Below are 21,442 nucleotides of genomic sequence, written 5' to 3' on the forward strand. Positions count from 1 at the left end.
GGCCGCCCACCATAGCGTAACTTCCGCGCGGATAACGGCGTCTTGCGGCGGGCGGGGTGAAGGCCGCCGCCCCGGCGATCACCTGAGCTTGCAGCTGTACTCGCCGGCGAACACGAGCGCCCGCTCGCACCTGACGCCCACGGCGCGCTTCGCCGTGGTGAACTCGAAGGTCTGGCCGAACGGCGTCCGCTCCAGCCGCGTCATCTGCGCTCTGCAGCCCTCGCTCGCGCGGCGCCGCTCCGGCGCGCTCGCGGCGCCGTCCTCGCCGCACGCGACGAGCGCCGCCCTCCGTTCGACGTCGGCGTTGTCGGAGACGACGTTGTAGACCGCCGAGACGCTGAACGCGACGCAGAGGGCGAAGAGGGCGAGCTGGCCAAAGCGCTTCACAGCCGGAGCTTACCCTGTCCGGCGCGCGAGGGGCTCGTCGCCGCGCGCGACCCGGCTCAGAGCCGCATGCCCGAGCCGGGCAGCGGGTTCCACGGCTGCCGGCGGGTCGTGTACTGGCCCCGCACGAACGCCCCCAGCACGGGCGCGATGTTGCGCGCGATGTCGTCGTCCCACTCGCCGCCGTTGATCCCGTCCTGCGGCGAAAGATCCGGCGAGAGCAGGAAGAAGCCCGGATAGAGCCGCCGCGGCACCTTGATCTGATCGAGATCCTCCTTGAAGAGATCGATGTCCACGCGCACGAGCCGCACGCTCCGGAGGGCCGTTTGCATCAGCGGATCGCCGAGCGAGCGGTCGACCCCGCGGCACGGCTCGCAGGGATCGCTCGTCGTCATCACGAGGACCTTCTCGCCCTGGGCGTATGCCTCCGCCCGCTGCTTGGCGAGCTCCTCGCTGAGCACGGACACGTCGACGCCGATATCGACGATGGAGACCCCGCCGATGCGCCGGTGGGTCGTGTGCTGAGGGACGCTGCCGCTCGGCTGCACCGCCGGAGGAGGCGCCTCCGGCAGCGGCATCGACGGCGACGCCGTGCTCGCCGGCTCCGGCGAGGCCTCCCCCTCCGGGAGGGCGGAGGCCGTCTCTCCGCTGTGATGGGTGCTCCACATCCACACGCCGAAGCCGATCGCGGAGCTCCAGCAGAGGGTGAGCAGGACGCCGAGCGCGAGCCCGACGCTGGCGAGCGCGTACCCCCTGCGCACGGCCGGGGCCTGCTCGATCTCGCGGCGAGCCGCCCATCCGAAGGCGATCGCGGCGATCGCCCCGAGCGGCCCGAACAGCGCCGCGACGAGCGAGCTCACGGCCAGCGTGGAGAGCTGCCGTCGCTCCGGCGGGGGCGGCGGCGTGAGGTAGGGATCCTGGATGATCAGCCGAGCCGCCCGCGCGCGGCTCGGCTGCGCTGCATCCGGCGCGAGCGCGACGCGCCCGCGGGCCGCGACCGTGTCGCAGGGCGGCACTCCGGCAGGCGGCTCGCTCTCGCAGGGCAGGGCGCCCGCCTGCGCGTCCCTGAGCGCTGCAGGCGGCTCGTTCGCATCGCGGTTCGGCGGTGGCTGAGTCGGGCCGAATGCGTGGCTCACGCTCTTCATCCTAGCGCCGGAGGCCGCGCTACGCCCGCCGCACGGGCCCTCTCGTCGCGTGAGCGCTCAGGGGATGCAGGTGCGATCGAGCACACGCAAGACTGCGCGCTTCGTGCTCACACCGGTGCTCATGGGCTCCGTCCATGCGACGCCCACCCGCTCACCGGCGAGCGCCACGCTGGGAGAATCCTTTACGGGAAACACCCCATCCGACACCCGGATCCCTCGAGCAGAGGGCGCTCCGTCGGCGGCCAGCTTCGCGAGGAGGGCTTGCCCCTCCACCTTGCCGTCGTGGCCGACCCACGCCACGAGGGCCCCGTCGCCGCTCGGCGCGAGCGCGCGCCACTTGCCCTTGCCAACGACCCAGGGCGCCCCGCGCGGCCGCGCCTCGGCGTCCAGCGCGCGGGCGATCAAGGTGGCTCCCTCGCTCCAGACCAGCAGCGCGCCGGCGCTGCCCGTGGCCACAAGGCCGAGCCGCTGATCCCTGTCCGGTGTCTCCTGAGCGGCGCCAGCCGGTCGGTCGCCGCCCTGTCGCTGCGCAACGACGTGAGCATTCCCTTCCCTGCCCGCGGCGTCGAACCGCGAGGCCCGGATGCTCCCGTCCTCCTCGTCCTGCCAGGCGACGAGGTAGCCACCGGACGCGTCGGCAGCGACCGTCGGCCAGCGCGGCTTCTTGGCGCTTCGCGTGACCCCGACCGCCTTGAGCTGCGGCTGCGCAGGATCCACCGGCGCGAACTGGAACACCCCGAGGCGCTGGCGGTCCGGTCCGAAGGGCGCCGCTGCGACCAGGGCGCCACCTGGAGCGGGCGCGAGGGCCACATGGTCGCTGACCTCCCTCCCGATCGCGCCGACACGCTGGATCTCGACCGGCGGGTTCGTCTCCCAGCGGGGCCGCGCGTACGCCAGCCCCTCCGCGTCGAACCAGGTGACCACCCATTGGTCTCCCGAGGAGAAGATCCGGAGCCCTGCGTCTCGCGTGCTCGAGATCGCCCTCGCGCGAGCGACCTGCCGGGCCTCGCTATCGAAGCCAGCGAACGCGATCTGCGCGTCCCCTCCCTTGAGGTCCACGAGCCACACGGCCCCGAACGAGCCGTCGGCGCGCCCGGCGATCCCCATCCCCTCGCGCAGGATGTAGGTCGCGATATCACCCGACTTCGCCTTGCACCCTTCCAGGGAGCCGACGGGCACGAACTCCTGGACGCCGGTCCCGCGCGGCAGCTCAGGCTCGGCCGGCGCAGTGGCCACGGCGGGCTCGGTCGGGGCGCTCGACGCAGCGGCGGCAGCGAGGACCGCCCCCGAGGCGCTCGGACCAGGGGCTGCACTCGCGGCTCCTCCCGCCGAGGGGGAGGAGCGGCGATCACAGGAACTGCTGGAGACGGCGAGCAGGGACAGAGCCACGACCTTGGCAAGAGTCGTGGCTAGGGAAGCAGGATAAGAAGAGCGCTTGGTGCGAAGCAGAGGACTTGAACCTCCACGGGAGTTACCCCACTGGAACCTGAATCCAGCGCGTCTGCCAATTCCGCCAGCTTCGCGAGCGGGGACGGCATCACTACCTCACCCCCTCGCGTTCCGTCAAGCGCTGTATCACGCCCCGAGCGTTTTTCTTCTCCCTGCGGTTCCGTCCGGTTGGGTTCCCCCGCCGACGCCGCACCGGTGCACGGCGAGGAGCGCCTGTGCTAGGGGAGCGCGCTCCCATGGCGGCCATCGGCTCACCTCCTCCCCTCCTTCTCTTCGTCGGCGTGCGCGCCGTCGACCCGGCACAACAGCTCGACGACGTGATCGACGTCGTCGTGGAAGACGGCGTCATCACCCGGGCCGGACGCGGCGCAGCGACCGACGAGCTGCGCCGCGCCGACCGGGCCGAGATCATCCAGGGCGATGGGCTCCTGCTCCTCCCCGCGTTCGTCGATCTCCACGCCCACCTGCGCGAGCCCGGGCAGGAGTACAAGGAAGACATCGCCTCCGGGCTGGCGGCCGCGGCGGCCGGCGGCTTCGCTCACGTGTGCGCGATGCCCAACACGCGGCCGGTCAACGACACCCGCTCCATCACCGAGGCCATGATCGCGCGAGCCCGCGCGATCGGGGGGCCCGCGCTCCACCCCATCGGCGCGATCACGATGGGCCAGAAGGGCACGGAGCTCACCGAGATGGCCGATCTCAAGGACGCCGGCGCCGTGGCGGTCTCCGACGACGGCCGCTGCGTGACGTCGAGCTCCGTCATGCGCCGCGCGCTCGAGTACGCGAAGACCTTCGATCTCACGATCATCCAGCACGCCGAGGACCACGCGCTCACCGACGGGGCGCAGATGCACGAGGGGGCGATCTCGACGCGGCTCGGCCTCCGGGGCTGGCCGCGCGTGGCCGAGGACATCATCGTCGCGCGCGACGTGCTGCTCGCCGAGGCCACCGGCGCGCGCTACCACGTCGCGCACATCTCGTCGCTCGGGGCGGTCCGCATCCTCCGCGAGGCGAAGGCCCGCGGCATCGCCGTGACCGCCGAGGTGACGCCGCACCACCTGACGCTCACCGACGCCGCCGTGCTCGGCTACGACACGGCGTGCAAGGTCAACCCGCCCCTGCGCGAGCAGGCGGACGTCGACGCGCTCCGCGAGGCGCTCGCGGACGGCACCATCGACGCGGTCGCGACCGACCACGCGCCCCACTCGACGCTCGAGAAGGACTGCGAGTTCGCCGAGGCGTCGCCCGGCCTCATCGGCCTCGAGCTCGTCGTCCCGGTCCTGCTCGACCTCGTCCGGCAGGGCGCCCTCCCCCTCGGGCGGCTCGTCGACGCCCTCACCCGCGCCCCCGCCCGCATCGCGCGGCTCGAGACGCCCACGATCAAGGCCGGCGCCCGCGCCGAGCTCTGCCTCGTCGATCCGAACCTGAGCTTCGTGCTCGACCCGGCGCGCCTCCGCTCGAAGAGCAAGAACACGCCGTTCCTCGGCCGGCAGCTCACGGGCCGCGTCAAGATGACGCTCGCCTCGGGGCGGGTCGTCTTCGTCGACGGCGAGGGAGCGGCGACATGAGCTCGCGCAAGGTCCATTTCGTCAGCCTCGGGTGCCCCAAGAACCGCGTCGACTCCGAGGTGATGCTCGGCGTCGCCCGCGCGGCCGGCTACGCGCACGTCGACGACGCCTCCGAGGCCGAGGTGATCGTCGTCAACACCTGCGGCTTCATCGGCGAGGCGAAGAAGGAGTCGATCGACGCCATCTTCGAGATGGCGCAGCACAAGGAGCACGGCAGCTGCAAGCGCCTGGTCGTGGCCGGCTGCCTGTCGCAGCGCCACCCCGAGGAGCTCGCCAGCGAGATGCCCGAGGTCGATCACTTCCTCGGGTCGAGCGACATGCTCAAGCTCGGCCGGGTGCTCGCGGGCGACGCGGAGCGGATGCTCGTCGGCAACCCGGCGGAGTGGCTGATCCAGGCCGGTGATCCGCGCACCCTCTCGACCCCCGGCGGCAGCGCTTACGTCAAGATCGCCGAGGGCTGCAACCGCACCTGCTCGTTCTGCGTGATCCCGGACCTGCGCGGCGCGCAGCGCTCCAGGCCCATCCCGGACGTGGTGCGCGAGGTGGAGCAGCTCGCGGCGGCGGGCGTCCGCGAGATCAACCTCATCTCGCAGGACACGATCGCCTACGGCCGCGACGCGGCGGGCCGCGCCGAGGACGGCGCGCGCGCGACGCTCGCGCAGCTCGTCGAGCGGGTCGCCGACGTGCCCGGCGTGCGCTGGGTGCGGCTGTTCTACCTGTACCCCGAGACGATGACCGACGACCTCGTCGAGCTGCTCGCCGGCCACCCGCGGGTCGTGCCCTACGTCGACATGCCGCTCCAGCACGCCGCCGACGCGATGCTGCGGCGGATGCGGCGCGGCCACGGCGGCGATCGCCTCCGCCGGGTCGTCTCCACGCTGCGCGAGCGCGTCCCCGACCTCACGTTCCGCACCGCGTTCATCGTCGGCCACCCCGGCGAGACCGACGCCGAGTTCGAGGAGCTCTGCGACTTCGTGCGCTGGGCCGAGTTCGAGCGCGTCGGCGTGTTCCGCTACTCCGACGAGGAGGCGAGCCGCAGCTACGAGCTCGAGGGCAAGGTCCCCGCGCGCACGGCCGCGAGCCGCTACCGCCGCCTCATGACGCTGCAGCGCCGCATCGCGCACAAGAAGAGCGCCGCCATGATCGGCCGCGAGCTCGAGGTGCTCGTCGAGGGGACGAGCGACGAGCACGAGTACGTGCTCATGGGCCGCCACGCCGGTCAGGCGCCCGAGATCGACGGACAGGTCTACCTCTCCGGCGGCGAGGTCCGCCCGGGCGAGATGTGCCGCGTCCGGATCACGCAGGCGAGCGACTACGATCTCGTCGGCGAGCTGCTCGACGACGAGGAGAGCGGGCGCGGCGCCGGGCTCCCCCCGGCCGCGGATCTCGGCGCCGTCACGGCGAAGCGGCGCGTCGCCCTGCGCGTGCTGCAAACCGATGGACGCGAGCGCCAACAGAATTGACGGTCCGGCGATCGGGTCGCGGCGCGATCGCTGAAAATCCCGCTGCATCAGGGCGCTCCGCGGCGGAGGGGGCGCGGCACACGGTGTGCTATGACGCCGAGCCGTGCCGATGCTCCGCCGCGCTGCGCTTCACCTCGCCGTAGCCCTCGCGATCTCGCTGCTCGCCGGTGCGGCGTGCCTGAGCCCGACGCTGCCGCTCCCCCCGCCCGAGCCAGCCGACACGATGCGGCCCGCCGCAGATCGCGAGGGGGTGTGGCAGATCTCGGGCAACTGCAGCCCTGGCGCGCGCGTCAGCCTCTTCAACGAGCGGACGCAGCGGGGCGTGATCGAGGACGACACCGACGGGAACGGCCGTTACTTCCTCGAGATCGAGGCCCAGGTCTGCGACACCCTGCTCGTATGGCAGGAGCTGGAGGGCAACGGAGGTGAGGAGAGCGAGGCGCAATCGTTTGTCGTCGAGGAGCGCACACCGCTCGGCGTCGTGCACGACGTCTGCCCCTGAGCGCGCGACGAAGCTCCATGCGCCCAAGTGGGATAGGGACGACACGACAACGTGACGACGCGGTGACGTGACGACGCGGCGCGCCGCGCCCGATGGCCGCTCTCGACGCGTGAGCGGAGCATCGTGATAGGGTGTTGGCGTGATGGCGTCGATCCCGCCGAGCATCCCGCAGAACGCCACCCGGGTGCTGGTCGTCGATGACGAGCCGGGCCTCCGCCAGGTGCTCCACATTGCATTCCACCGCCAGGGCTACGAGGTCGTTGTCGCGCCCGGAGCGCGCGCCGCCATCGAGGCCATCCGCCAGAACCCGCAGCCGTTCCCGCTCGTCCTCACCGACCTCGTGATGCCCGACGGCTCGGGGATCGAGGTGCTCACGGCCGCGAAGGCGCGGAGCAACGCGACCGAGGTGATCGTGATGACCGCGCACTCCACGGTGGAGAGCGCGCTCGACGCGATGCGCCACGGCGCGTACGACTTCGTGACCAAGCCGTTCTCGCCGGCGGAGCTCACCGCGCTCGCCGCGAAGGCGCTCGAGAAGAGCTCGATCGTCGCGGAGAACCAGCGCCTGCGCGCGCAGCTCGAGCGGCTCGATCTCCCGTCGCGCGAGCCGCTCGGCACGAGCGCCGCGATGCAGCGGATCTCCGAGCTGATCGCCAAGATCGCGCCGACGCGCACCACCGTGCTGCTCACGGGCGAGAGCGGGACCGGCAAGGAGCGGGTCGCCCGCGCGATCCACGATCAGAGCGATCGCGCGGCCAGGCCGTTCATGGTCGTCAACTGCGGGGCGCTCCCGGAGGCGCTCATGGAGAGCGAGCTGTTCGGCCACGAGAAGGGCTCGTTCACGGGCGCCGGCGCGCGCTCGATGGGCCTGTTCCGGGAGGCGGACGGCGGGACGCTGCTCCTCGACGAGATCGGGGAGCTGCCGGCCGCACTTCAGGTGAAGCTCCTCCGCGTGCTCCAGGAGCGGAAGGTCCGCCCGGTCGGCGCCGCCGCGGAGATCTCGGTGGACGTCCGGGTCCTGGCCGCGACCAACCGCGACGTGGAGGCCGAGGTCCGCCAGGGCCGGTTCCGGCAGGATCTCTATTATCGGCTGAACGTCATCCGCATCGAGCTGCCGCCGCTGCGCGAGCGCCCCGGGGACATCTCGCGGCTCGCCGAGCGCTTCCTCCGCCGCTTCGCCGCCGAGCTCGGCAAGGACGTCCGCGGCCTGACGACGGACGCGGTGCGCGCGCTCGACGCCTACAGCTTCCCCGGCAACGTGCGCGAGCTCGAGAACATGATGGAGCGCGCGGTGGCGCTCGCCGGAGGGCCCACGATCGGCCTCGGCGACCTCCCGAGCGCCGTCGCCGGCCTCAGCGCGAGCCCGGCGCCGCTGCTCGCGCAGCTCCCGCCCGAGGGGTGCGCGCTCGACGAGGTGATCGGCGAGGTCGAGCGCCGGCTCATCCTGCAGGCGCTCGAGCGCACCGGCGGCGTCCGCAAGGCGGCCGCGAAGCTGCTCGGCGTCTCGTTCCGGTCGCTGCGCTACCGCCTCGCCAAGCACGCCCTTGCCGCCGATGGGGAGGGCGATGACGACCCGGAGGGAGGATCCCGACGAGAATCGTCACCGCCGGGCGCCCTGCAGTGACGGTTTTCGTCACCGCCGCAAAAGAACACAACCCCACACCTCCGGCACCCTGCCCTCCTCACCTCAAGGAAAACCGAGGCAACTCATGAGCTTCTCGCGCAACTCGAAGACGACGCCGCGCCGCGCGCTCCTTGGCACGTCACCTGCTGAAGCGTCAGGGCGCATGCGGAGCAGGCGGCGACAGCGAAGCGCAGCGAGCCGAGCGTTCACGCTCGTCGAGCTCCTCGTCGTCGTCGCGATGGTGGGTGTCCTCGCGGCGCTCGCCATGGTCGGATACCGCAGGTACATGAACGCGGCGGGCATCGCTGAGCCGAAGGCGGTCATTCAAGGCATCCGCGGTGCGCAGGAGTCCTACAAGGCCGAGATGCTCGTGTACCTCGACGTCTCGACCACGCTCGAATCATGGTATCCTGCAGGGACTCTCGGCGATCGGAAGCGCGCCTGGGGCGGCGCGGGTGACGGCCAGGCCAACTGGCGTCTGCTCAACGTCTCGACGGACGGCGCGGTCCGCTTCGGGTATGCGACGAAGGCCGGCGTCGGCAACGCCTTCACGGTGACGCCGAGCGGGGGCTTCAGCTGGGCGGGAATCCCCGGGAACCCGCTGGTGAATCCGAGTTATCTGCCCAACGGGCCCTGGTATGTCGTCCAGGCGGCTGGCGACAGGGACGCGGATGGAACGCTGGCATTGCTCCTGACGGCATCCACGATGGCCGAAATCTACTGGGAGAACGACGCGGAGTAGAGGAGTGTTCGCCCCGGCGCGGCGCCGAGAGCGCCTGTCCGTGGGAGAGATTTTCGCGCTGCGGGCCCGCCGAGCTCGCATCAGGCGACATCATGGTCAGTCTCGGCAAAGCATCCAATTAAAGAAAGCATCACGGAGGATCGACACTCATGCGTGCAATCAAGCGATACGACAGGAGAGGCTTCACGCTCGTCGAGCTGATGATCGTCGTCGCCATCATCGGCGTCCTCGCCGCGCTGGCGATCTACGGCGTGCGCCGGTACCTCGCGAGCGCGAAGACCTCCGAGGCCAAGAACACCGTGGGCGCGATCTCCCGCGCGGCCGCCGCCGCGTACGAGCGGGAGAACGCCGCCTCGCAGATCCTGCTCTCCGGTACGTCGGCGGCCGCGAGCCACGACCTCTGCGATGACGCGGTACAGATTCCGGCGACGGTTCCTCCGGGCAGGAAGTACCAGCCGAATCCGACGGCTGACTTCGCCGCCGGCGCCGACAGCGGCACGCCGACCGCGGGTTGGCAGTGCCTCAAGTTCACGATGTCGCAGCCGATCTACTATCAGTACGACTATCACCGCGGCGAGAACGATGCCGACGTCCCGGGCTCACCCGGAGTCGGTGCCACCGGCTTCGATGCGAGCGCCGTGGGCGATATCGACGGCGACGGCACGTTCAGCGGCTTCTCGCGCGGCGGCACCATCAACAGCGGAGAGCTGGCGCTGGCCACGCAGGTCTACATCACCCAAGAGTTCGAGTGAGCCCCTCGCTGTCCGGCTCGCGTGAGCCGGGCAGCCCTGGTTCACCGGCGTCGTCTGCGAGCGGAAGGGGCGTGTTATGTCGAGCACGACATCGGTCCGTGGACGAGGCTTCACCCTCATCGAGGTCATGATCGTGATCGCGATCGCCGGCGTGCTCGCCGTGCTGGCGATCGTCGGCGTACGCAACTACCTCGTCACGGCGAAGACGGCTGAAGCGAAGCAGACCGTCGGCGCCATCACCCGCACCGCGATCACCCAGTACGAGCGCGAGCGCGACATCTCGGAGATCCTGTCCGGCGCGGGCCTCCTCGCGGCGAACACCCACCTCCTCTGCACCTCGGCGACGCCGGTCCCGCTCGCCTTCTCCTCCGTCGAGGGGAAGAAGTACCAGCCGAGCAGCGCGCCCGGCCTCGACTTCAACTCGGGCTCGACGCTCGCAGGGTGGCAGTGCCTCGGCTTCTCGATCAGCCAGCCCATCTACTTCCAGTACTCGTACCAGGTCGGCGGGAGCTACGTCAGCCAGGGCCTGCCTGGCGCCCCCCTCCCCAGCGGGGAGGGGTTCGAGGTGGGCGCGGTCGGCGACCTGAGGGGCGACGGGCAGACGTACACGATCGCCCGCACCGGCGAGGTGCACGACGGCGAGATCGTGACCAGCACCGCGATCTACACGAACATCGACTCCGACTGACGCGAACCGTGCCTCCCTCGCGCTTGTTCGATCGTGGAGGGGTGAGGTAGAGAGAGCCCATGACCTGGCGCTCCTGGAGCGCGCTGGAGCTCAGCGCGGCCTTCGCGGTCGGCGGCAGCGTCCTCGCCGTCGCCGTCCCCGCGTTCTTCCGAAACCTCAGCGCGTCCAAGCTGAGCGAGCCCATCGAGGGGCTCGACCGGCTGGTGACGAGCGCGGTCGCCTACGCCGAGTCGCGGCCGCAGGAGATCAGCTTCCCCCCGTCCGCCCCGCTGACCCCGGCCCAGGTGCCGCGCGGCGTGCGCGCGGTCGATCCGCCGGAGTCGTGGGAGCACCTCACGTGGCGGTCGCTCGACTTCCGCTTCGAGGGGCCCCACGCGTTCTCCTTCCAGTTCACGAGCGAGCTCGACGCGTCGAAGGCCATGCGCTTCACCGCGACCGCGCACGGCGACCTCGACGGCGACGGCGTGCTGTCCACGTTCGAGGTGCGCGGCGAGCGGATCCCCGGGGAGCCGGCCCGCGTGCTGCCGGGCATGTTCGTGGACCGCGAGGTGGAATGATGGGCGACCCTCCGGCGCCCGGGCCAGGGGCCCTTCCGGCGGCCCCCTCGCGCCTCGCCCGCCTCGCTGGCGCGCGCGACGCGCTGGTCACGGTCGCGCTCTCGGCCGCCGCCGCCGTCGCCATCGGGAGCGTGCGCGCGCCGGCCGCGGACCTGGAGCGGCGGGTCGCCGAGACCTCCGACGTGTACGTCCTGCCGCCCCCGGACGAGGTGGTCACCCTGTCGCTCGGCTACCGCGCCGCGCTGGCCGATCTGCTCTGGTCGCACGTGCTCGTCTCGCAGGGCATGCACACCATGGAGCGCCGCCGGTTCGAGAACCTCACCCTGCTGCTCGACGCCATCAACGCGCTCGACCCGACCTTCCGCGACCCCTACCTGTTCGCGGACGCGCTCATCACGTTCCAGATGAGCGCGACGCCGCGCCACGAGGTCATCAAGGCGCGCGAGATCATGGAGCGCGGGGTCCAGAACCGCCCTCTCGACGGCGAGATCTGGCTCGCGCTCGGCCAGTTCGTCGCCTTCATCGCGCCGGCCACGTACCTGACCGATCCCGAGGAGAAGGCGCAGTGGCGCCTCGATGGGGCCAGGATGCTCGCGCGCGCCGCGGAGCTCGGCGGCGGGGACGCGAACATCAGCTGGCAGGCGCTCGGCGGCGCGGGCATCCTGGGGCGCGCCGGCGAGCGAGAGGCGCAGATCCGGTTCCTCCAGCGCACGCTCGCCGTCACCGACGACGAGGAGCTCAAGCAGAAGATCCGCGCGCAGCTCGACAAGCTCCTCGACGCGCGCGACGCAGAGAAGTACCGCCGGCGCCTCGACGGGTTCCGCGAGCTCTGGCGGCGCGATCTGCCGTTCGTCAGCAACACCGCGATCCTCGTGCTGGGCCCCCCGCGCGACCCGGCGTACTGCGCCGGCGGCGCGCACGCGGACGAGCCGCGCTGCGCGACCACCTGGCGGGCCTGGGCGGAGCGGGTCGAGGGCGAGCAGTGAGCTGCCTCGGGCCCTGAAGCGGCGCGCGCCGGACGCCGGCACGTCCCCGGAGCGAGCCGAGTGAACCGCCGGAGCCAGCACGGCCAGCGTCCGGCAGCGCCTGGACTCGCTGGCAGCTCGTCCAGGCGTCCCTGGCCGCTCTCCAGGCGTCCCTGGCGGGCCCTCAGGCGTCCCTGGCGGCTTAGGTGTTCATTCGAACTTGACGGCCGCGGTCTTGGTCTCGCCTGCCTTCACCGTGACGGTGACCGACTTCTTCCCGAGATCCGGATGGATGAACATCACCGTGTGCGACCCCGCAGGGACGCTGACGCCCACCTTGGGCGTGCTCCCCAGCGGCCGCCCGTCGAGGACCACCTTCGAGACCGGGATCGAGTTGATGTTCAGCGTCGCACCGCCGGCAGCAGCCGCAGGCTCCGGCGCTTCCGCCGGCGCTTCCGCCTTCGGCGCGGCGGCCACGGGCTCCGACCTCGGTGCGGCCGGCTCCGGAGCAGGCGCGGGCGCAGGCGCTGGCGCGGCGGCGGCCGGCTCGGACCTGCGCGCCTCCTCGAGCGCGATCCGGATCGTCTTCTCGGCCTGCCCGTCCTCGAACGAGATCGCCTGAGAGAAGTCCTGGTGCCCCCTCTTCGTCGCCACGATCTTCCAGCGCTCGGACGCGGTGACATCCACCTTGACCGGCGGCTTCTTCCAGGCCGAATCGGGCAGCTTCTTCTCCGTGCCCTTGGCGCTCACCAGCTTGACCGAGGCGCCCGACGTGGCGAGCTCCAGCGTCACCTGCCCCTTCAGCACCTTGAGCGCGACCGCGCCGAGGTCCTTCATCTGGCCCTGACCGACCTCCACCGTCTGCTCCAGGGGCTCGAAGCGCTCGCCGCCGTCGAAGCGGAGCTTGTGCTCCCCCGGCGGCACGCTGACCTCGACGGGGAGCACGCCCTTCTCCTCGCCGTCGATGAAGACCTTCACGCCGGGCGCGCCCGACGCCTTCACGCCGGTCGTGGTCGACGCGCTGGTGGAAGACCGCTCGGCGCCGGCCGCGTCGAGCGTGATCACGACGACCTTGTCCTTGCCGCCCTCGACGATCTCGACGGCGTCGCGCGGCGGGAAGTCGGGGGCGAGGATCTTGACCACCTTCGAGCCGGGCTCGAGATCGCGCACGACGCAAGGCACGGTGTCGCAGCGCTTCTGGCCGTCGAGGAAGATCTCGGCCCGGTCGACGGCGCCGCCGCTCGGGGTCTTCAGGTCGATCGTCAGCGCGCCCTTCTTCGGGACCAGCATGACCACCGCCAGGATGAGCACGGCGACCAGCGCGAGCCCGCCGAGGAGCACGCCCGCCTTGCCGGCGCCCTGCTGCACCACGTGGCGCGGGCGGATCTCCGTCGGCTCGTCCTTGCGCGACAGCGCGCGGAGCCCGAGGTCCGGCGGCATCGCCGGCGCGGGCGGGGCGCTCGGGATCGGCGGCGGCGCCGGGACAGGGGTGCGCACCCGCGAGGCCGACGCCGCGCCGCCAGAGCTCGCGACCAGCGCCGCGGCCGCCTTCGGGATCGACGGCGAGCCCGCCGCCGGCAGCGCGCTCGAGCGCCCAGGATTGTAGTCGTTCCCCTGCTTGTCGTAGACGTGGGTCGACTCCTCGTCGTCGTCCCAGTTCATGTCGACCGCGGTGCCCTTGGCCGAGCGAGGCTTCGCGTCGTCGCCCGCCTTCGGCGGCGGCTTCACCGACGGCAGGCGCACCGGCGGAGGGACCACCGGAGGCAGCGAGCCCGAGGCCCCGCTGACCGGCGGCGGCGGCAGCGGGCTCTTCGACGGCAGGGCCGGGGCGCTGATCGCGGGCAGGGACGGCTGGCGCGACCGAGGCGGCACCACGGGCGGCAGGGAGCCCGTCTTGACCGAAGGAGGCATCGGCGGCGGAAGCGACCCCGGGCTCGTCCCCTTCGCCAACAGGGGCGGCGGAAGCGACGCCGGACCGGTCCCCTTCTGCGTCACGGCCGGCGGCGGGAGCGACGGCGGCGGGAGCGACGGCGGCGGAAGCGACGGCGGTGGGAGCGACACCGGACCGGTCCCCTTCGGCGGCACCGGCGGCGGAAGCGACCCCGGGCTCGTCCCCTTCGACAGCACGGGCGGCGGGAGCGACGACGGGCCGGCCCCCTTCTGCGTCACGGGCGGCGGAAGCGGAGACGGCACGCCGCTGGGGAGCGTCGCCGCGTGGTTCGGCGGCGGCGGCACCGCCGCGCCGACGAGGGTGCGCGACCGCGCAGGCGGCGAGGGAGGTACGAGGGCGGTGCTCGTGGCGGGCGACTTCTTCTTCGCGAGCCCCTCGAATACGTCCAGATCGCTGCCGCCCTTGTTGTCCGCCATGGTCGAGAACTCCTCAGGATATGCGGCGCCGTTCGCCGCGGCGTCCCGGAAACGGAAACGATCGCGCATGGTCCGCGCGACGAGCGTGAGCTCGATGTACAAGCGCTCGTCGCGGGCGAGCTCGGAGCGCGCTAGAATCCCCTGATCCGCTGCAGCGTACCGCTGGTCCGGTGACTTCGCGAGCGCCATCGGGAGGATCTCGGCGGCAGCGAGGCGCCGCGCGCGCCGCGATCTCGCGCGGATCCAGCGCTCCACCGCCGGCGATGCGACGCGCGACGCGCGCGACGTCCGCTGCGCGCGCGACGTCCGCCGCGCTCCGCAATGCGACGCTGCGCGCGTTCCACCACCCGCACATCGCGCGCGCGCCCCCGCCCGGCGAGCCCACGCAGATCCGCGCCGAGATGTCGCAAGCTCCGAAGGATCGCAATCGATGCACCGGCCGACGTGTATTAGTCCGTCGGGCCGCCAGCGCACAAGCGCCTACTGCACGTCAGGGAAGGGCCAAGGCGCCGTGACGCTCAGTGATCGCCGCCTGCCGTTTCCTCTTTCTTCGGCTTTTTGAAGTACCGAACGCGCTTCTGCTGCAGCGGGTACCAGACGCTGTGCGGAACGATCGGTGTGGATTCGAACATCCGGCCAGCGCCAGGCGCCTCGGCGCGCGTGAGCCGGACGGCGCGCGGGCCTGACGGCGGATGGACGGCGGCGCCGGAGAGATCGGTATCGCCGCCGAGGGCCACCGAGAGCGGCCGAGAGAGGTAGATCCGCGAGGAGCAGCCGAGCCCCGACAGGAAATCCTGGAGCAGCTTGGCGTCGCGCGGGTGCGGGTCGACGAGCGCCGGAGGCGGCGCCGACGCGTCCGGCGCCAGCGCGGCGTCCGGGGCGCTGGACGGCCCGGCCGCGGCCCGTTCGACGTAGATCAGCATCCCATCCTCGTCGTTGACGCCCAGCGCGGCCACGGCCCTCGCGCTGCCGAGCGCCCCCGTCGCGATCCGGACCGCGCCGCGCACCGGGGAGGCCGGCGAGGCGGAGAAGGACCCGGCCGAGTGCCAGATGCTCGACCCCTCGCCCTGCCCCGCGCCGGGCGTCGCGGCGCCGTCGCTGAAGACCGCCACGGTCGCTCCCGCCCCGGCCGGCGGGGACGCCCCGGGCTCGCCCAGCGGCGCGGCCGTGACGGTCCGCGGGTCCACCTTGAGCACCCGCAGCCGGACATCGGGCCGCGCGGGATCGGGGCGGATCTCGGTGATCGCGAGCGCGTAGGGGAAGCCGTGCTGCGGGAGCCCCTGGGTGCGCCAGGCGCCCTCCCCCGCCTCGGCCGGCGCCGCGCGGGGCGCCAAGGCCGGCCCCGGCAACAGGTGCCGCAGCGTCATGTAGAAAAAGTCGCGCGCCTCCCGCCGGATATAGCGGGGGAAGTTCATCAGGCCCATGCCACGGATGAGCCTGCGGCCGCGGAACCGGTAACCCGAGAGCCCCGAGACGTCGCCCTCGGTCTCCCATTCCCCCTGGAGCGGGCGCCCGAGCGGCGGCAGCTCGCCGCTCGGCGCCACACGATAGAACTCGAGCCCGCTGTGGCCCGCGTTCATGTCGAGCGCGATCCCGTAGGAGCACCGGGCCTGGATCATCGCCTGGGCCAGGGCCTCGGGGCTCACGTCGGCGCCATAGAAATAGGCGACGAAGCGCTCCCGGGTCAGGCAGATGCCGGTCCTGACCGTGTGCGTCTTGTCGGCCCACCCGGGCGGCGTGCCTCCCCACCACGTCCGGCCGAAGGGATTCCATTTCTCGTCCTCGACCATGACCGTCATGTTCTGGCGGAACGACAGCATCCATTCGGGGACGGTCTCGTCCTCCGACCAGCTCCCGAAGACGGTGCTGCCGTCGCGCCGGACGGCCACCGTCGCGGCGTAGGGCTTCGGCGGCAGGTACATCACCCCGTCGGCCATCATGCCGAACTCGCCGTGCATCGCCTGGAAGCCGGCGTTCGACGCGGCGACCACGCGCTTCATGACCTCGGGCGTGCGCGGGATGAGCCCCGGCCCGGCCTCGCCCGTCGCGCCCTTGGGCTCCACCGTGCCCGCCATCATGTGGAGCTCCACCTGGCGCGGGTCCCAGAGCGCAATGTAGACGCGCGTCGCCTTGCGCGAGCGATCCGTCCGGAGGAACGTGGTCATGAACGCCGGCGGGAGCCCGTCGAGCTGGCGCACGAAGGCGTCGCCCCCCTGAGGGTTCCACTGCCCCTCGCCCGGCAGCGGCGGCGTCACCCAGGGATCGAGCGGCGCCGGCGGCCAGCCGATCTCGGGATCGATCGGGGTCTGGCGGACGGGCGGATCGAGCGCGCTCTTGCCGAGGTCCGAGGCGATGTCCTCCGCGCCGGTGTCGCCCGTCACCGCCTCCTTGTTGCGGAGGACGAAATCCAGCGCCGTGAACGCCACGGCCTTGACCGTCTGCATCGCGGCGTCGCCGATCACGAGGCGCACCCGGTCGACCGCCCAGGTGACGAGGTTCCCTGGCCGCGCGACCTCGGACGCCTCGGCGCGAATCCACGCGGGCAGCGCCGCGTCGTCCACGCCGCGCACCGGCAGGCGGGCCTCGCGGCCGCCCGCGCGGACGACGACCGCGCTGTCGTCCTCCAGCGCGACGGCGACGTCGCCCGCGTCCGGGCCGCGGCGGCTCCGCGGCTCCTCGGCGCGCGGCTCTTCGGCGCCCTGCTCCTCGGGGTGCGGCTCCTCGGCGCCGTTCTCCTCGCTCCGGGCGAGGTCGATCGCGAAGGTCCGCCGGCCGATCCCGCGCAGCCGGCCTGTCGCCTGCCAGCTCGTGACGGCGTGCTGGAGCCGCTCGACGAGGGACCAGTCCGCGCCGCCCGAGAGCTCTTGCCCGTCCAGCCCGTCCAGATCGAGCACGTGCACCGTGGGCGACGCGGCCTCGATCAGCGGGCGCGAGACGTAGGCGAGGGCCTCGCCGCGGAGCACGGGCTTCGACTCGTCCGCGCCGCTCGTCTCGGTGAGGTTGTGGATCGCCGAGACGTCGAGCAGGACGCCCTCCGGCGAGAGCCTCGCGTCGACGAGGTACAGGTCGGTGGGCTCCCCGCGCTCGCCGCCGGCGCGCACGCCGCGCGCGACCGCGCGCGAGTCGACGCCGAACGGGCGGAGGCCCCCGCGCGGCGGATCCACCCACAGCACGTCGCCGGCCGCCGCGGCGATGCCCCGCTCTCCGAGCTCCGCGGCGAGCGCGGTCGAGCGGTCGCGAGCGCCTACGCCGACGGCGGGCGACATCGCCACGGCCGCGGACGCGCAGAGGACGAGGATGCCGATGCGCTCGCGGCGCAGGGAGGGCGTTTTCGGGGACTGCATTCGCGGACAACGCGCGGAGGGGCGGGGCTCCTGCCCGGGCGGTCGAGGACGACTGGGCGCGCGCGCGGCAGCCGTTATCACCGTTTTTGTACCGCGGCCAGGTTCGGGGGCGCGCGGCGCTAGCGTCCGCCGAACCGGCGGTGCTACATCGGGCGCGCCCATGTCGAACGCTGACTCGCCCCCTCTCCGCCGCGACGAGGCGCTGACGATAGCGCGCCTCGCCCACCTCGACCTCTCCGCCGAGGAAATCGAGCGCCTTACCGGTGATCTCGGCAACATCCTCAGCTACGTCCGGCAGCTCGAGGAGCTCGACGTCTCGGCGGTGCCGCCGACCGCGCACGTGCAGATCGAGCGGCTGCCGCTGCGCGCCGACGAGGAGGCGCCGAGCCTGCCGCGCGAGGTGGCCCTGCGGGAGGCGCCGCGGGTCGAGGACGACGGGTTCGCCGTTCCGGCGTTCGTGGACGAGGGGTGACGCCGATGGACACAGCGATCCTCGATCGATCCATCCCGGAGCTCGCGGCGCTCGTGCAGCGCGGCGAGGTCAGCGCAGAGGAGGTGGCCAGGGCCGCGCTCTCGCGCATCGAGCAGCGCGACGGCGCGCTGGGCGCCTTCCTCACCGTGCAGGGGGAGCAGGCCGTCGCGGCGGCGCGCGCGCTCGACGCGCGGCGCGCGCGGGGCGAAGCGCTCGGCCCGCTCGCCGGCGTGCCGATCGGCCTCAAGGACGCGCTCTGCACCGAGGGCGCCCCGACGACCGCCGGCTCGAAGATCCTCACGCGGGCGTCGGCGGGCGGGGACGGCGCGTCCAAGGCGCCCGACCCGGCGCGCGGGTTCCGCCCGCAGTTCGACGCGACGGTCGTCGCCCGCCTGCGCGAGGCCGGCGCGATCCTGCCGGGCAAGTGCAACATGGACGAGTTCGCGATGGGCTCGTCGAACGAGAACAGCGCCTTCGGCCCGGTGAAGAACCCGTGGGACCCGTCGCGCATCCCCGGCGGCTCGTCCGGCGGCAGCGCGGTCGCCGTGGCGGCGGGGATGACGCCCGGCTCGCTCGGGTCGGACACGGGGGGCTCCATCCGCCAGCCGGCGAGCCTCACCGGCGTCGTCGGCATCAAGCCGACGTACGGCCGCGTCTCTCGCTATGGCCTCATCGCGTTCGCCTCGAGCCTCGACCAGATCGGGCCGTTCGCGCACGACGTGAAGGGCGCGGCGCGCCTGCTCGAGGTGATCTCGGGCCGCGATCCGCGCGACGCGACGAGCCTCGACGCCCCGGTGGGCGCCTGCGAGGCCGCGTGCGGCCGCGACGTCGCGGGGCTGCGCATCGGGGTGCCCGAGGAGTACTTCGCGAAGGGCATCGACGCGCGGGTCGAGGCGAAGGTGCGGGAGGCCATCGAGGGCCTGCGCGGGCTCGGCTGCGAGATCAAGCCCGTGCGCCTGCCGCACACGCGGTACGCCGTGGCGGCCTACTACATCGTCGCGACGGCCGAGGCGTCGTCCAACCTGGCGCGCTTCGACGGCGTGCGCTTCGGGCTGCGCGTGGAGGGCGACCGCGGCGGGAAGGCGGACCTCCAGGCCCTCTACGGCCGGACGCGCGGTGAGGGGTTCGGCCGGGAGGTGAAGCGCCGGATCCTGCTCGGCACGTACGTGCTGTCCGCGGGCTACTACGACGCGTACTACCTGCGCGCGCAGAAGGTCAGGACGCTGATCCGGCGCGATTTCGACGAGGCTTTCCGCGAGGTGGACCTGATCGCGGCGCCGGTCTCGCCGACGGTCGCGTTCCGGCTGGGGGAGCGGGTGGACGATCCGCTGTCGATGTACCTGGCCGACGTCTACACGCTGCCCGCCAGCATGGCGGGGCTGCCCGCGATCAGCGTCCCGTGCGCGACCGCGCAGGCGCCGGACGGCGGGCCTCCGCTGCCGGTCGGCCTGCAGCTCATCGGCCCTGCGCTGGAGGAGGCGCGGCTCTGCCAGGCGGCCTACGCATGGGAGCAGATCTCCCCGGTGCGCGGGCTGCGCGCGTCGATCGCATGACGAGCGGAGCGCGCCGATGAGCTCCGCGATCACCGTGGCGGCGGCCGGCCCCGAGCACCTCCCGGGGCTCGAGGCGCTCTTCGAGGCCGCCGGCACACCCTGCTACTGCCGGTACTACCACTTCGGCGGCACCAACAACGAGTGGCTCGCGCGGTGCTCGGACGGCCAGGGCGAGAACCGCCGGGAGTTCGCCGAGGCGCTCGCCTCGGGCAGCGACGAGGCGCGCGGCGTCGTGGCGCTCGCGCCGGAGGCGCCGCACGTCGTCGGGTGGCTCAAGGTCGCGCCCGCGGCGGCCGTGGCGAAGGCGTACGAGCGCCGCCTTTACCGCGGACTACCGTGCTTCGCGGGCGATCGCGCCGGCGTCTTCCTGATCGGCTGCGCCGTCGTGCACCCGGGCCACCGGCGGCGAGGCGTCGCGACAGCGCTCGTCGCGGGCGCGGTGGAGCTCGCGCCCTCCTGGGGCGCGCGCGCCCTCGAGGCCCTGCCGCGCCGCTCGAAGGAGCCGGTGAGCGACGAGGAGCTGTGGACCGGCCCGGTCTCCGCGTTCACGAGGAACGGATTCGCCGAGGTGCACACGTTCGAGCCGTATCCGGTCCTGCGTCGGGTGTTGTGACAGCGCCGCGGCGAGCCCCGGCGGGGTCGCGCTTCGCTTGCGCGCGCCGGCCGACCAGGTAGTGTCGCGCCCGGCGCATGGCTCCCACCTCCGAGCACCCTGAAGCCGCGGCCCGCGACGCCGCCGAGCGGAGCTCCACCGCCGGCGCAGATCACGCCGCGCCTGCCTCCACCGCGGGCGCGGCCACGGCCAGCGCCAGCGAGCCCCCGGCGTCCGCAGCGGCGGAGGCCTCGCCGACCAGCCGGCGCGCGTCGTCGGGCCCAAGGGGCCGGGTCATCGCGCTCACCGGCGCCGCGTCCTTCCTCGGGCGCAACCTGATCGGGATCCTCGAGGAAGACCCGCGCATCGCGCGCGTTGTGGCCATCGACATCAAGCGGCCGGACACGGGCGGCTCCAAGCTGCGCATGCACACGGTCGACCTGACGGAGCCCGCGTCCGAGGAGCGCGTCGCCGAGGTGCTCGCGGCGGAGCAGGTGGACACGCTCGTCCACCTCTGCTTCCTGTCGTCGCCCACCCCGGCGACCGCCTGGGCCCACGAGCTCGAGTCGGTCGGCACGATGCACCTGCTCCACGGGGCGCGCCAGGCGAGCCTGCGCAAGCTGATCCTCTGGAGCCAGACGATCCTCTACGGCGCGCACCCCACCAACCCCAATTTCCTCACGGAGAAGCACCCGCTCCGGGCGGACCCGGACGAGCGCTTCTTCGCGGACAAGATGGCCGCCGAGCGGGAGCTCAACGCCTTCGGCGCGAAGGCCAAGGGCACGACCGTCACCATCCTGCGGACCGCGCCGATCCTCGGCCCGACCGTCCAGAACTACGTCACGCGGTTCCTGGCGCGGCGCCTGGTCATGACGATGCTCGGCTTCGATCCGCTGTGGCAGTTCATCCACGAGGTCGACGCCATCGCCGCCTTCAAGCTGGCCATCGACAGCGATTTCCCCGGGACCTTCAACATCGTGGGCGACGGCGTGCTGCCGCTCTCCACGATCGTGCGCCTCGCGGGCCGGACGGCGGTCCCGGTGCTGCACAGCGCCGCCGGGCCGCTCGCCTCTGCGCTCTGGGCTGCGCATGCGGCGATCGCCCCGCCCAGCTTCCTGCGGTACCTGCGCTATCTCTGCGTGGCGGACGGCGAGAAGGCGGCGCAGGTCATGGGGTTCCGGCCGGTCTACACGACGCGCGAGGCGTTGCTCGATTACACGAGCGCGCAGCGGCTGCGGGACGTGCGCCTGCTGCAAGAGACGCCTGCGTGATGCG

18 protein-coding genes and 1 tRNA gene are annotated in these 21,442 nt (G+C 72.7%); 13 read left to right on the forward strand and 6 right to left on the reverse strand.

Translation table 11 applies throughout. The features are described 5' to 3' along the window. Window positions 1-78: 78 nt before the first annotated feature. The 4 genes from WME95_RS23715 to WME95_RS23730 form a co-directional block, all read right to left on the reverse strand. On the reverse strand, window positions 79-387 hold the full coding sequence (locus WME95_RS23715; RefSeq protein ID WP_437910711.1) for a hypothetical protein: 309 nt from the start codon (window positions 385-387) through the stop codon (window positions 79-81). 56 nt (window positions 388-443) lie between these two features. Continuing rightward, complete coding sequence (locus tag WME95_RS23720) at window positions 444-1,520, reverse strand: DUF4190 domain-containing protein (RefSeq protein ID WP_437910712.1); 1,077 nt, start codon at window positions 1,518-1,520, stop codon at window positions 444-446. Window positions 1,521-1,586: 66 nt separating this feature from the next. After that, window positions 1,587-2,765 carry a hypothetical protein gene (locus tag WME95_RS23725; RefSeq protein ID WP_437554977.1) on the reverse strand — a complete coding sequence of 393 codons (1,179 nt, stop codon included), beginning with the start codon at window positions 2,763-2,765 and terminating at the stop codon, window positions 1,587-1,589. 200 nt (window positions 2,766-2,965) lie between these two features. Beyond that, window positions 2,966-3,052 (reverse strand) — tRNA-Leu (locus WME95_RS23730). 162 nt (window positions 3,053-3,214) lie between these two features. Between WME95_RS23730 and WME95_RS23735 the strand changes: the two genes are divergently transcribed. The 9 genes from WME95_RS23735 (at window position 3,215) to WME95_RS23775 (ending at window position 11,860) form a co-directional block, all read left to right on the forward strand. Next, complete coding sequence (locus WME95_RS23735) at window positions 3,215-4,546, forward strand: dihydroorotase (RefSeq protein WP_437910713.1); 1,332 nt, start codon at window positions 3,215-3,217, stop codon at window positions 4,544-4,546. After that, window positions 4,543-6,009, forward strand: coding sequence for a 30S ribosomal protein S12 methylthiotransferase RimO (gene rimO / locus WME95_RS23740; RefSeq protein ID WP_437910714.1), 1,467 nt, complete (start codon window positions 4,543-4,545; stop codon window positions 6,007-6,009). Before WME95_RS23735 ends, rimO begins: the two co-directional genes overlap by 4 nt. A 109-nt stretch (window positions 6,010-6,118) precedes the next feature. Continuing rightward, window positions 6,119-6,511, forward strand: a complete 393-nt coding sequence (locus tag WME95_RS23745) for a hypothetical protein (protein ID WP_437911014.1) — start codon at window positions 6,119-6,121, stop codon at window positions 6,509-6,511. Window positions 6,512-6,653: 142 nt separating this feature from the next. Further along, window positions 6,654-8,135, forward strand: coding sequence for a sigma-54-dependent transcriptional regulator (locus tag WME95_RS23750; protein ID WP_437555478.1), 1,482 nt, complete (start codon window positions 6,654-6,656; stop codon window positions 8,133-8,135). A gap of 85 nt (window positions 8,136-8,220) precedes the next feature. Further along, entirely contained in the window at window positions 8,221-8,877 is a 657-nt protein-coding gene (locus WME95_RS23755; protein ID WP_437910715.1) for a type IV pilin protein, read from the forward strand. Window positions 8,878-9,026: 149 nt separating this feature from the next. Further along, the gene (locus tag WME95_RS23760; RefSeq protein WP_437554981.1) at window positions 9,027-9,629 is read left to right on the forward strand and encodes a type IV pilin protein; all 603 of its coding nucleotides are present in this window, start codon (window positions 9,027-9,029) and stop codon (window positions 9,627-9,629) included. A gap of 76 nt (window positions 9,630-9,705) precedes the next feature. Further along, entirely contained in the window at window positions 9,706-10,317 is a 612-nt protein-coding gene (locus WME95_RS23765) for a type IV pilin protein (protein WP_437910716.1), read from the forward strand. Window positions 10,318-10,376: 59 nt separating this feature from the next. Beyond that, window positions 10,377-10,874 (forward strand): hypothetical protein, encoded by a 498-nt coding sequence (locus tag WME95_RS23770; protein ID WP_272093088.1) that lies wholly within the window; start codon window positions 10,377-10,379, stop codon window positions 10,872-10,874. Then, a complete protein-coding gene (locus WME95_RS23775; protein WP_437910717.1) occupies window positions 10,871-11,860 on the forward strand; it encodes a hypothetical protein in 990 nt (329 codons plus the stop codon). Before WME95_RS23770 ends, WME95_RS23775 begins: the two co-directional genes overlap by 4 nt. 189 nt (window positions 11,861-12,049) lie before the next feature. Here WME95_RS23775 and WME95_RS23780 read toward each other — a convergent pair whose 3' ends face one another. Both WME95_RS23780 and WME95_RS23785 read right to left on the reverse strand, forming a co-directional pair. Next, on the reverse strand, window positions 12,050-14,395 hold the full coding sequence (locus WME95_RS23780; RefSeq protein WP_437910718.1) for a PEGA domain-containing protein: 2,346 nt from the start codon (window positions 14,393-14,395) through the stop codon (window positions 12,050-12,052). A 329-nt stretch (window positions 14,396-14,724) separates the two neighbouring features. Further along, window positions 14,725-17,550 carry a hypothetical protein gene (locus tag WME95_RS23785; RefSeq protein ID WP_437910719.1) on the reverse strand — a complete coding sequence of 942 codons (2,826 nt, stop codon included), beginning with the start codon at window positions 17,548-17,550 and terminating at the stop codon, window positions 14,725-14,727. Window positions 17,551-17,710: 160 nt separating this feature from the next. On the opposite strand from WME95_RS23785, the gene gatC reads away from it, so the two are divergent. The 4 genes from gatC (at window position 17,711) to WME95_RS23805 (ending at window position 21,438) form a co-directional block, all read left to right on the forward strand. Further along, window positions 17,711-18,022, forward strand: coding sequence for an Asp-tRNA(Asn)/Glu-tRNA(Gln) amidotransferase subunit GatC (gene gatC / locus WME95_RS23790; protein WP_012236913.1), 312 nt, complete (start codon window positions 17,711-17,713; stop codon window positions 18,020-18,022). Between the two features lie 5 nt (window positions 18,023-18,027). Beyond that, window positions 18,028-19,575: an Asp-tRNA(Asn)/Glu-tRNA(Gln) amidotransferase subunit GatA gene (gatA, locus tag WME95_RS23795; RefSeq protein ID WP_437910720.1), complete on the forward strand. Its 1,548-nt coding sequence runs from the start codon at window positions 18,028-18,030 to the stop codon at window positions 19,573-19,575. A 16-nt stretch (window positions 19,576-19,591) separates the two neighbouring features. After that, complete coding sequence (locus WME95_RS23800) at window positions 19,592-20,188, forward strand: GNAT family N-acetyltransferase (protein ID WP_437910721.1); 597 nt, start codon at window positions 19,592-19,594, stop codon at window positions 20,186-20,188. 77 nt (window positions 20,189-20,265) lie between these two features. Beyond that, the gene (locus WME95_RS23805; RefSeq protein ID WP_437910722.1) at window positions 20,266-21,438 is read left to right on the forward strand and encodes an NAD-dependent epimerase/dehydratase family protein; all 1,173 of its coding nucleotides are present in this window, start codon (window positions 20,266-20,268) and stop codon (window positions 21,436-21,438) included. Window positions 21,439-21,442 lie beyond the last annotated feature (4 nt).

The sequence above is a fragment of the Sorangium sp. So ce327 genome, from assembly GCF_051530205.1.
GTDB lineage: Bacteria > Myxococcota_A > Polyangia > Polyangiales > Polyangiaceae > Sorangium > Sorangium cellulosum_B.

Coding starts and splice junctions, on each gene's coding strand:
- WME95_RS23735 (WP_437910713.1), top strand. CDS start 3,215: ATGGCGGCCATCGGCTCACCTCCTCCCCTCCTTCTCTTCGTCGGCGTG.
- rimO (WP_437910714.1), top strand. CDS start 4,543: ATGAGCTCGCGCAAGGTCCATTTCGTCAGCCTCGGGTGCCCCAAGAAC.
- WME95_RS23745 (WP_437911014.1), top strand. CDS start 6,119: ATGCTCCGCCGCGCTGCGCTTCACCTCGCCGTAGCCCTCGCGATCTCG.
- WME95_RS23750 (WP_437555478.1), top strand. CDS start 6,654: ATGGCGTCGATCCCGCCGAGCATCCCGCAGAACGCCACCCGGGTGCTG.
- WME95_RS23755 (WP_437910715.1), top strand. CDS start 8,221: ATGAGCTTCTCGCGCAACTCGAAGACGACGCCGCGCCGCGCGCTCCTT.
- WME95_RS23760 (WP_437554981.1), top strand. CDS start 9,027: ATGCGTGCAATCAAGCGATACGACAGGAGAGGCTTCACGCTCGTCGAG.
- WME95_RS23765 (WP_437910716.1), top strand. CDS start 9,706: ATGTCGAGCACGACATCGGTCCGTGGACGAGGCTTCACCCTCATCGAG.
- WME95_RS23770 (WP_272093088.1), top strand. CDS start 10,377: ATGACCTGGCGCTCCTGGAGCGCGCTGGAGCTCAGCGCGGCCTTCGCG.
- WME95_RS23775 (WP_437910717.1), top strand. CDS start 10,871: ATGATGGGCGACCCTCCGGCGCCCGGGCCAGGGGCCCTTCCGGCGGCC.
- WME95_RS23780 (WP_437910718.1), bottom strand. CDS start 14,395: ATGGCGCTCGCGAAGTCACCGGACCAGCGGTACGCTGCAGCGGATCAG.
- WME95_RS23785 (WP_437910719.1), bottom strand. CDS start 17,550: ATGCAGTCCCCGAAAACGCCCTCCCTGCGCCGCGAGCGCATCGGCATC.
- gatC (WP_012236913.1), top strand. CDS start 17,711: ATGTCGAACGCTGACTCGCCCCCTCTCCGCCGCGACGAGGCGCTGACG.
- gatA (WP_437910720.1), top strand. CDS start 18,028: ATGGACACAGCGATCCTCGATCGATCCATCCCGGAGCTCGCGGCGCTC.
- WME95_RS23800 (WP_437910721.1), top strand. CDS start 19,592: ATGAGCTCCGCGATCACCGTGGCGGCGGCCGGCCCCGAGCACCTCCCG.
- WME95_RS23805 (WP_437910722.1), top strand. CDS start 20,266: ATGGCTCCCACCTCCGAGCACCCTGAAGCCGCGGCCCGCGACGCCGCC.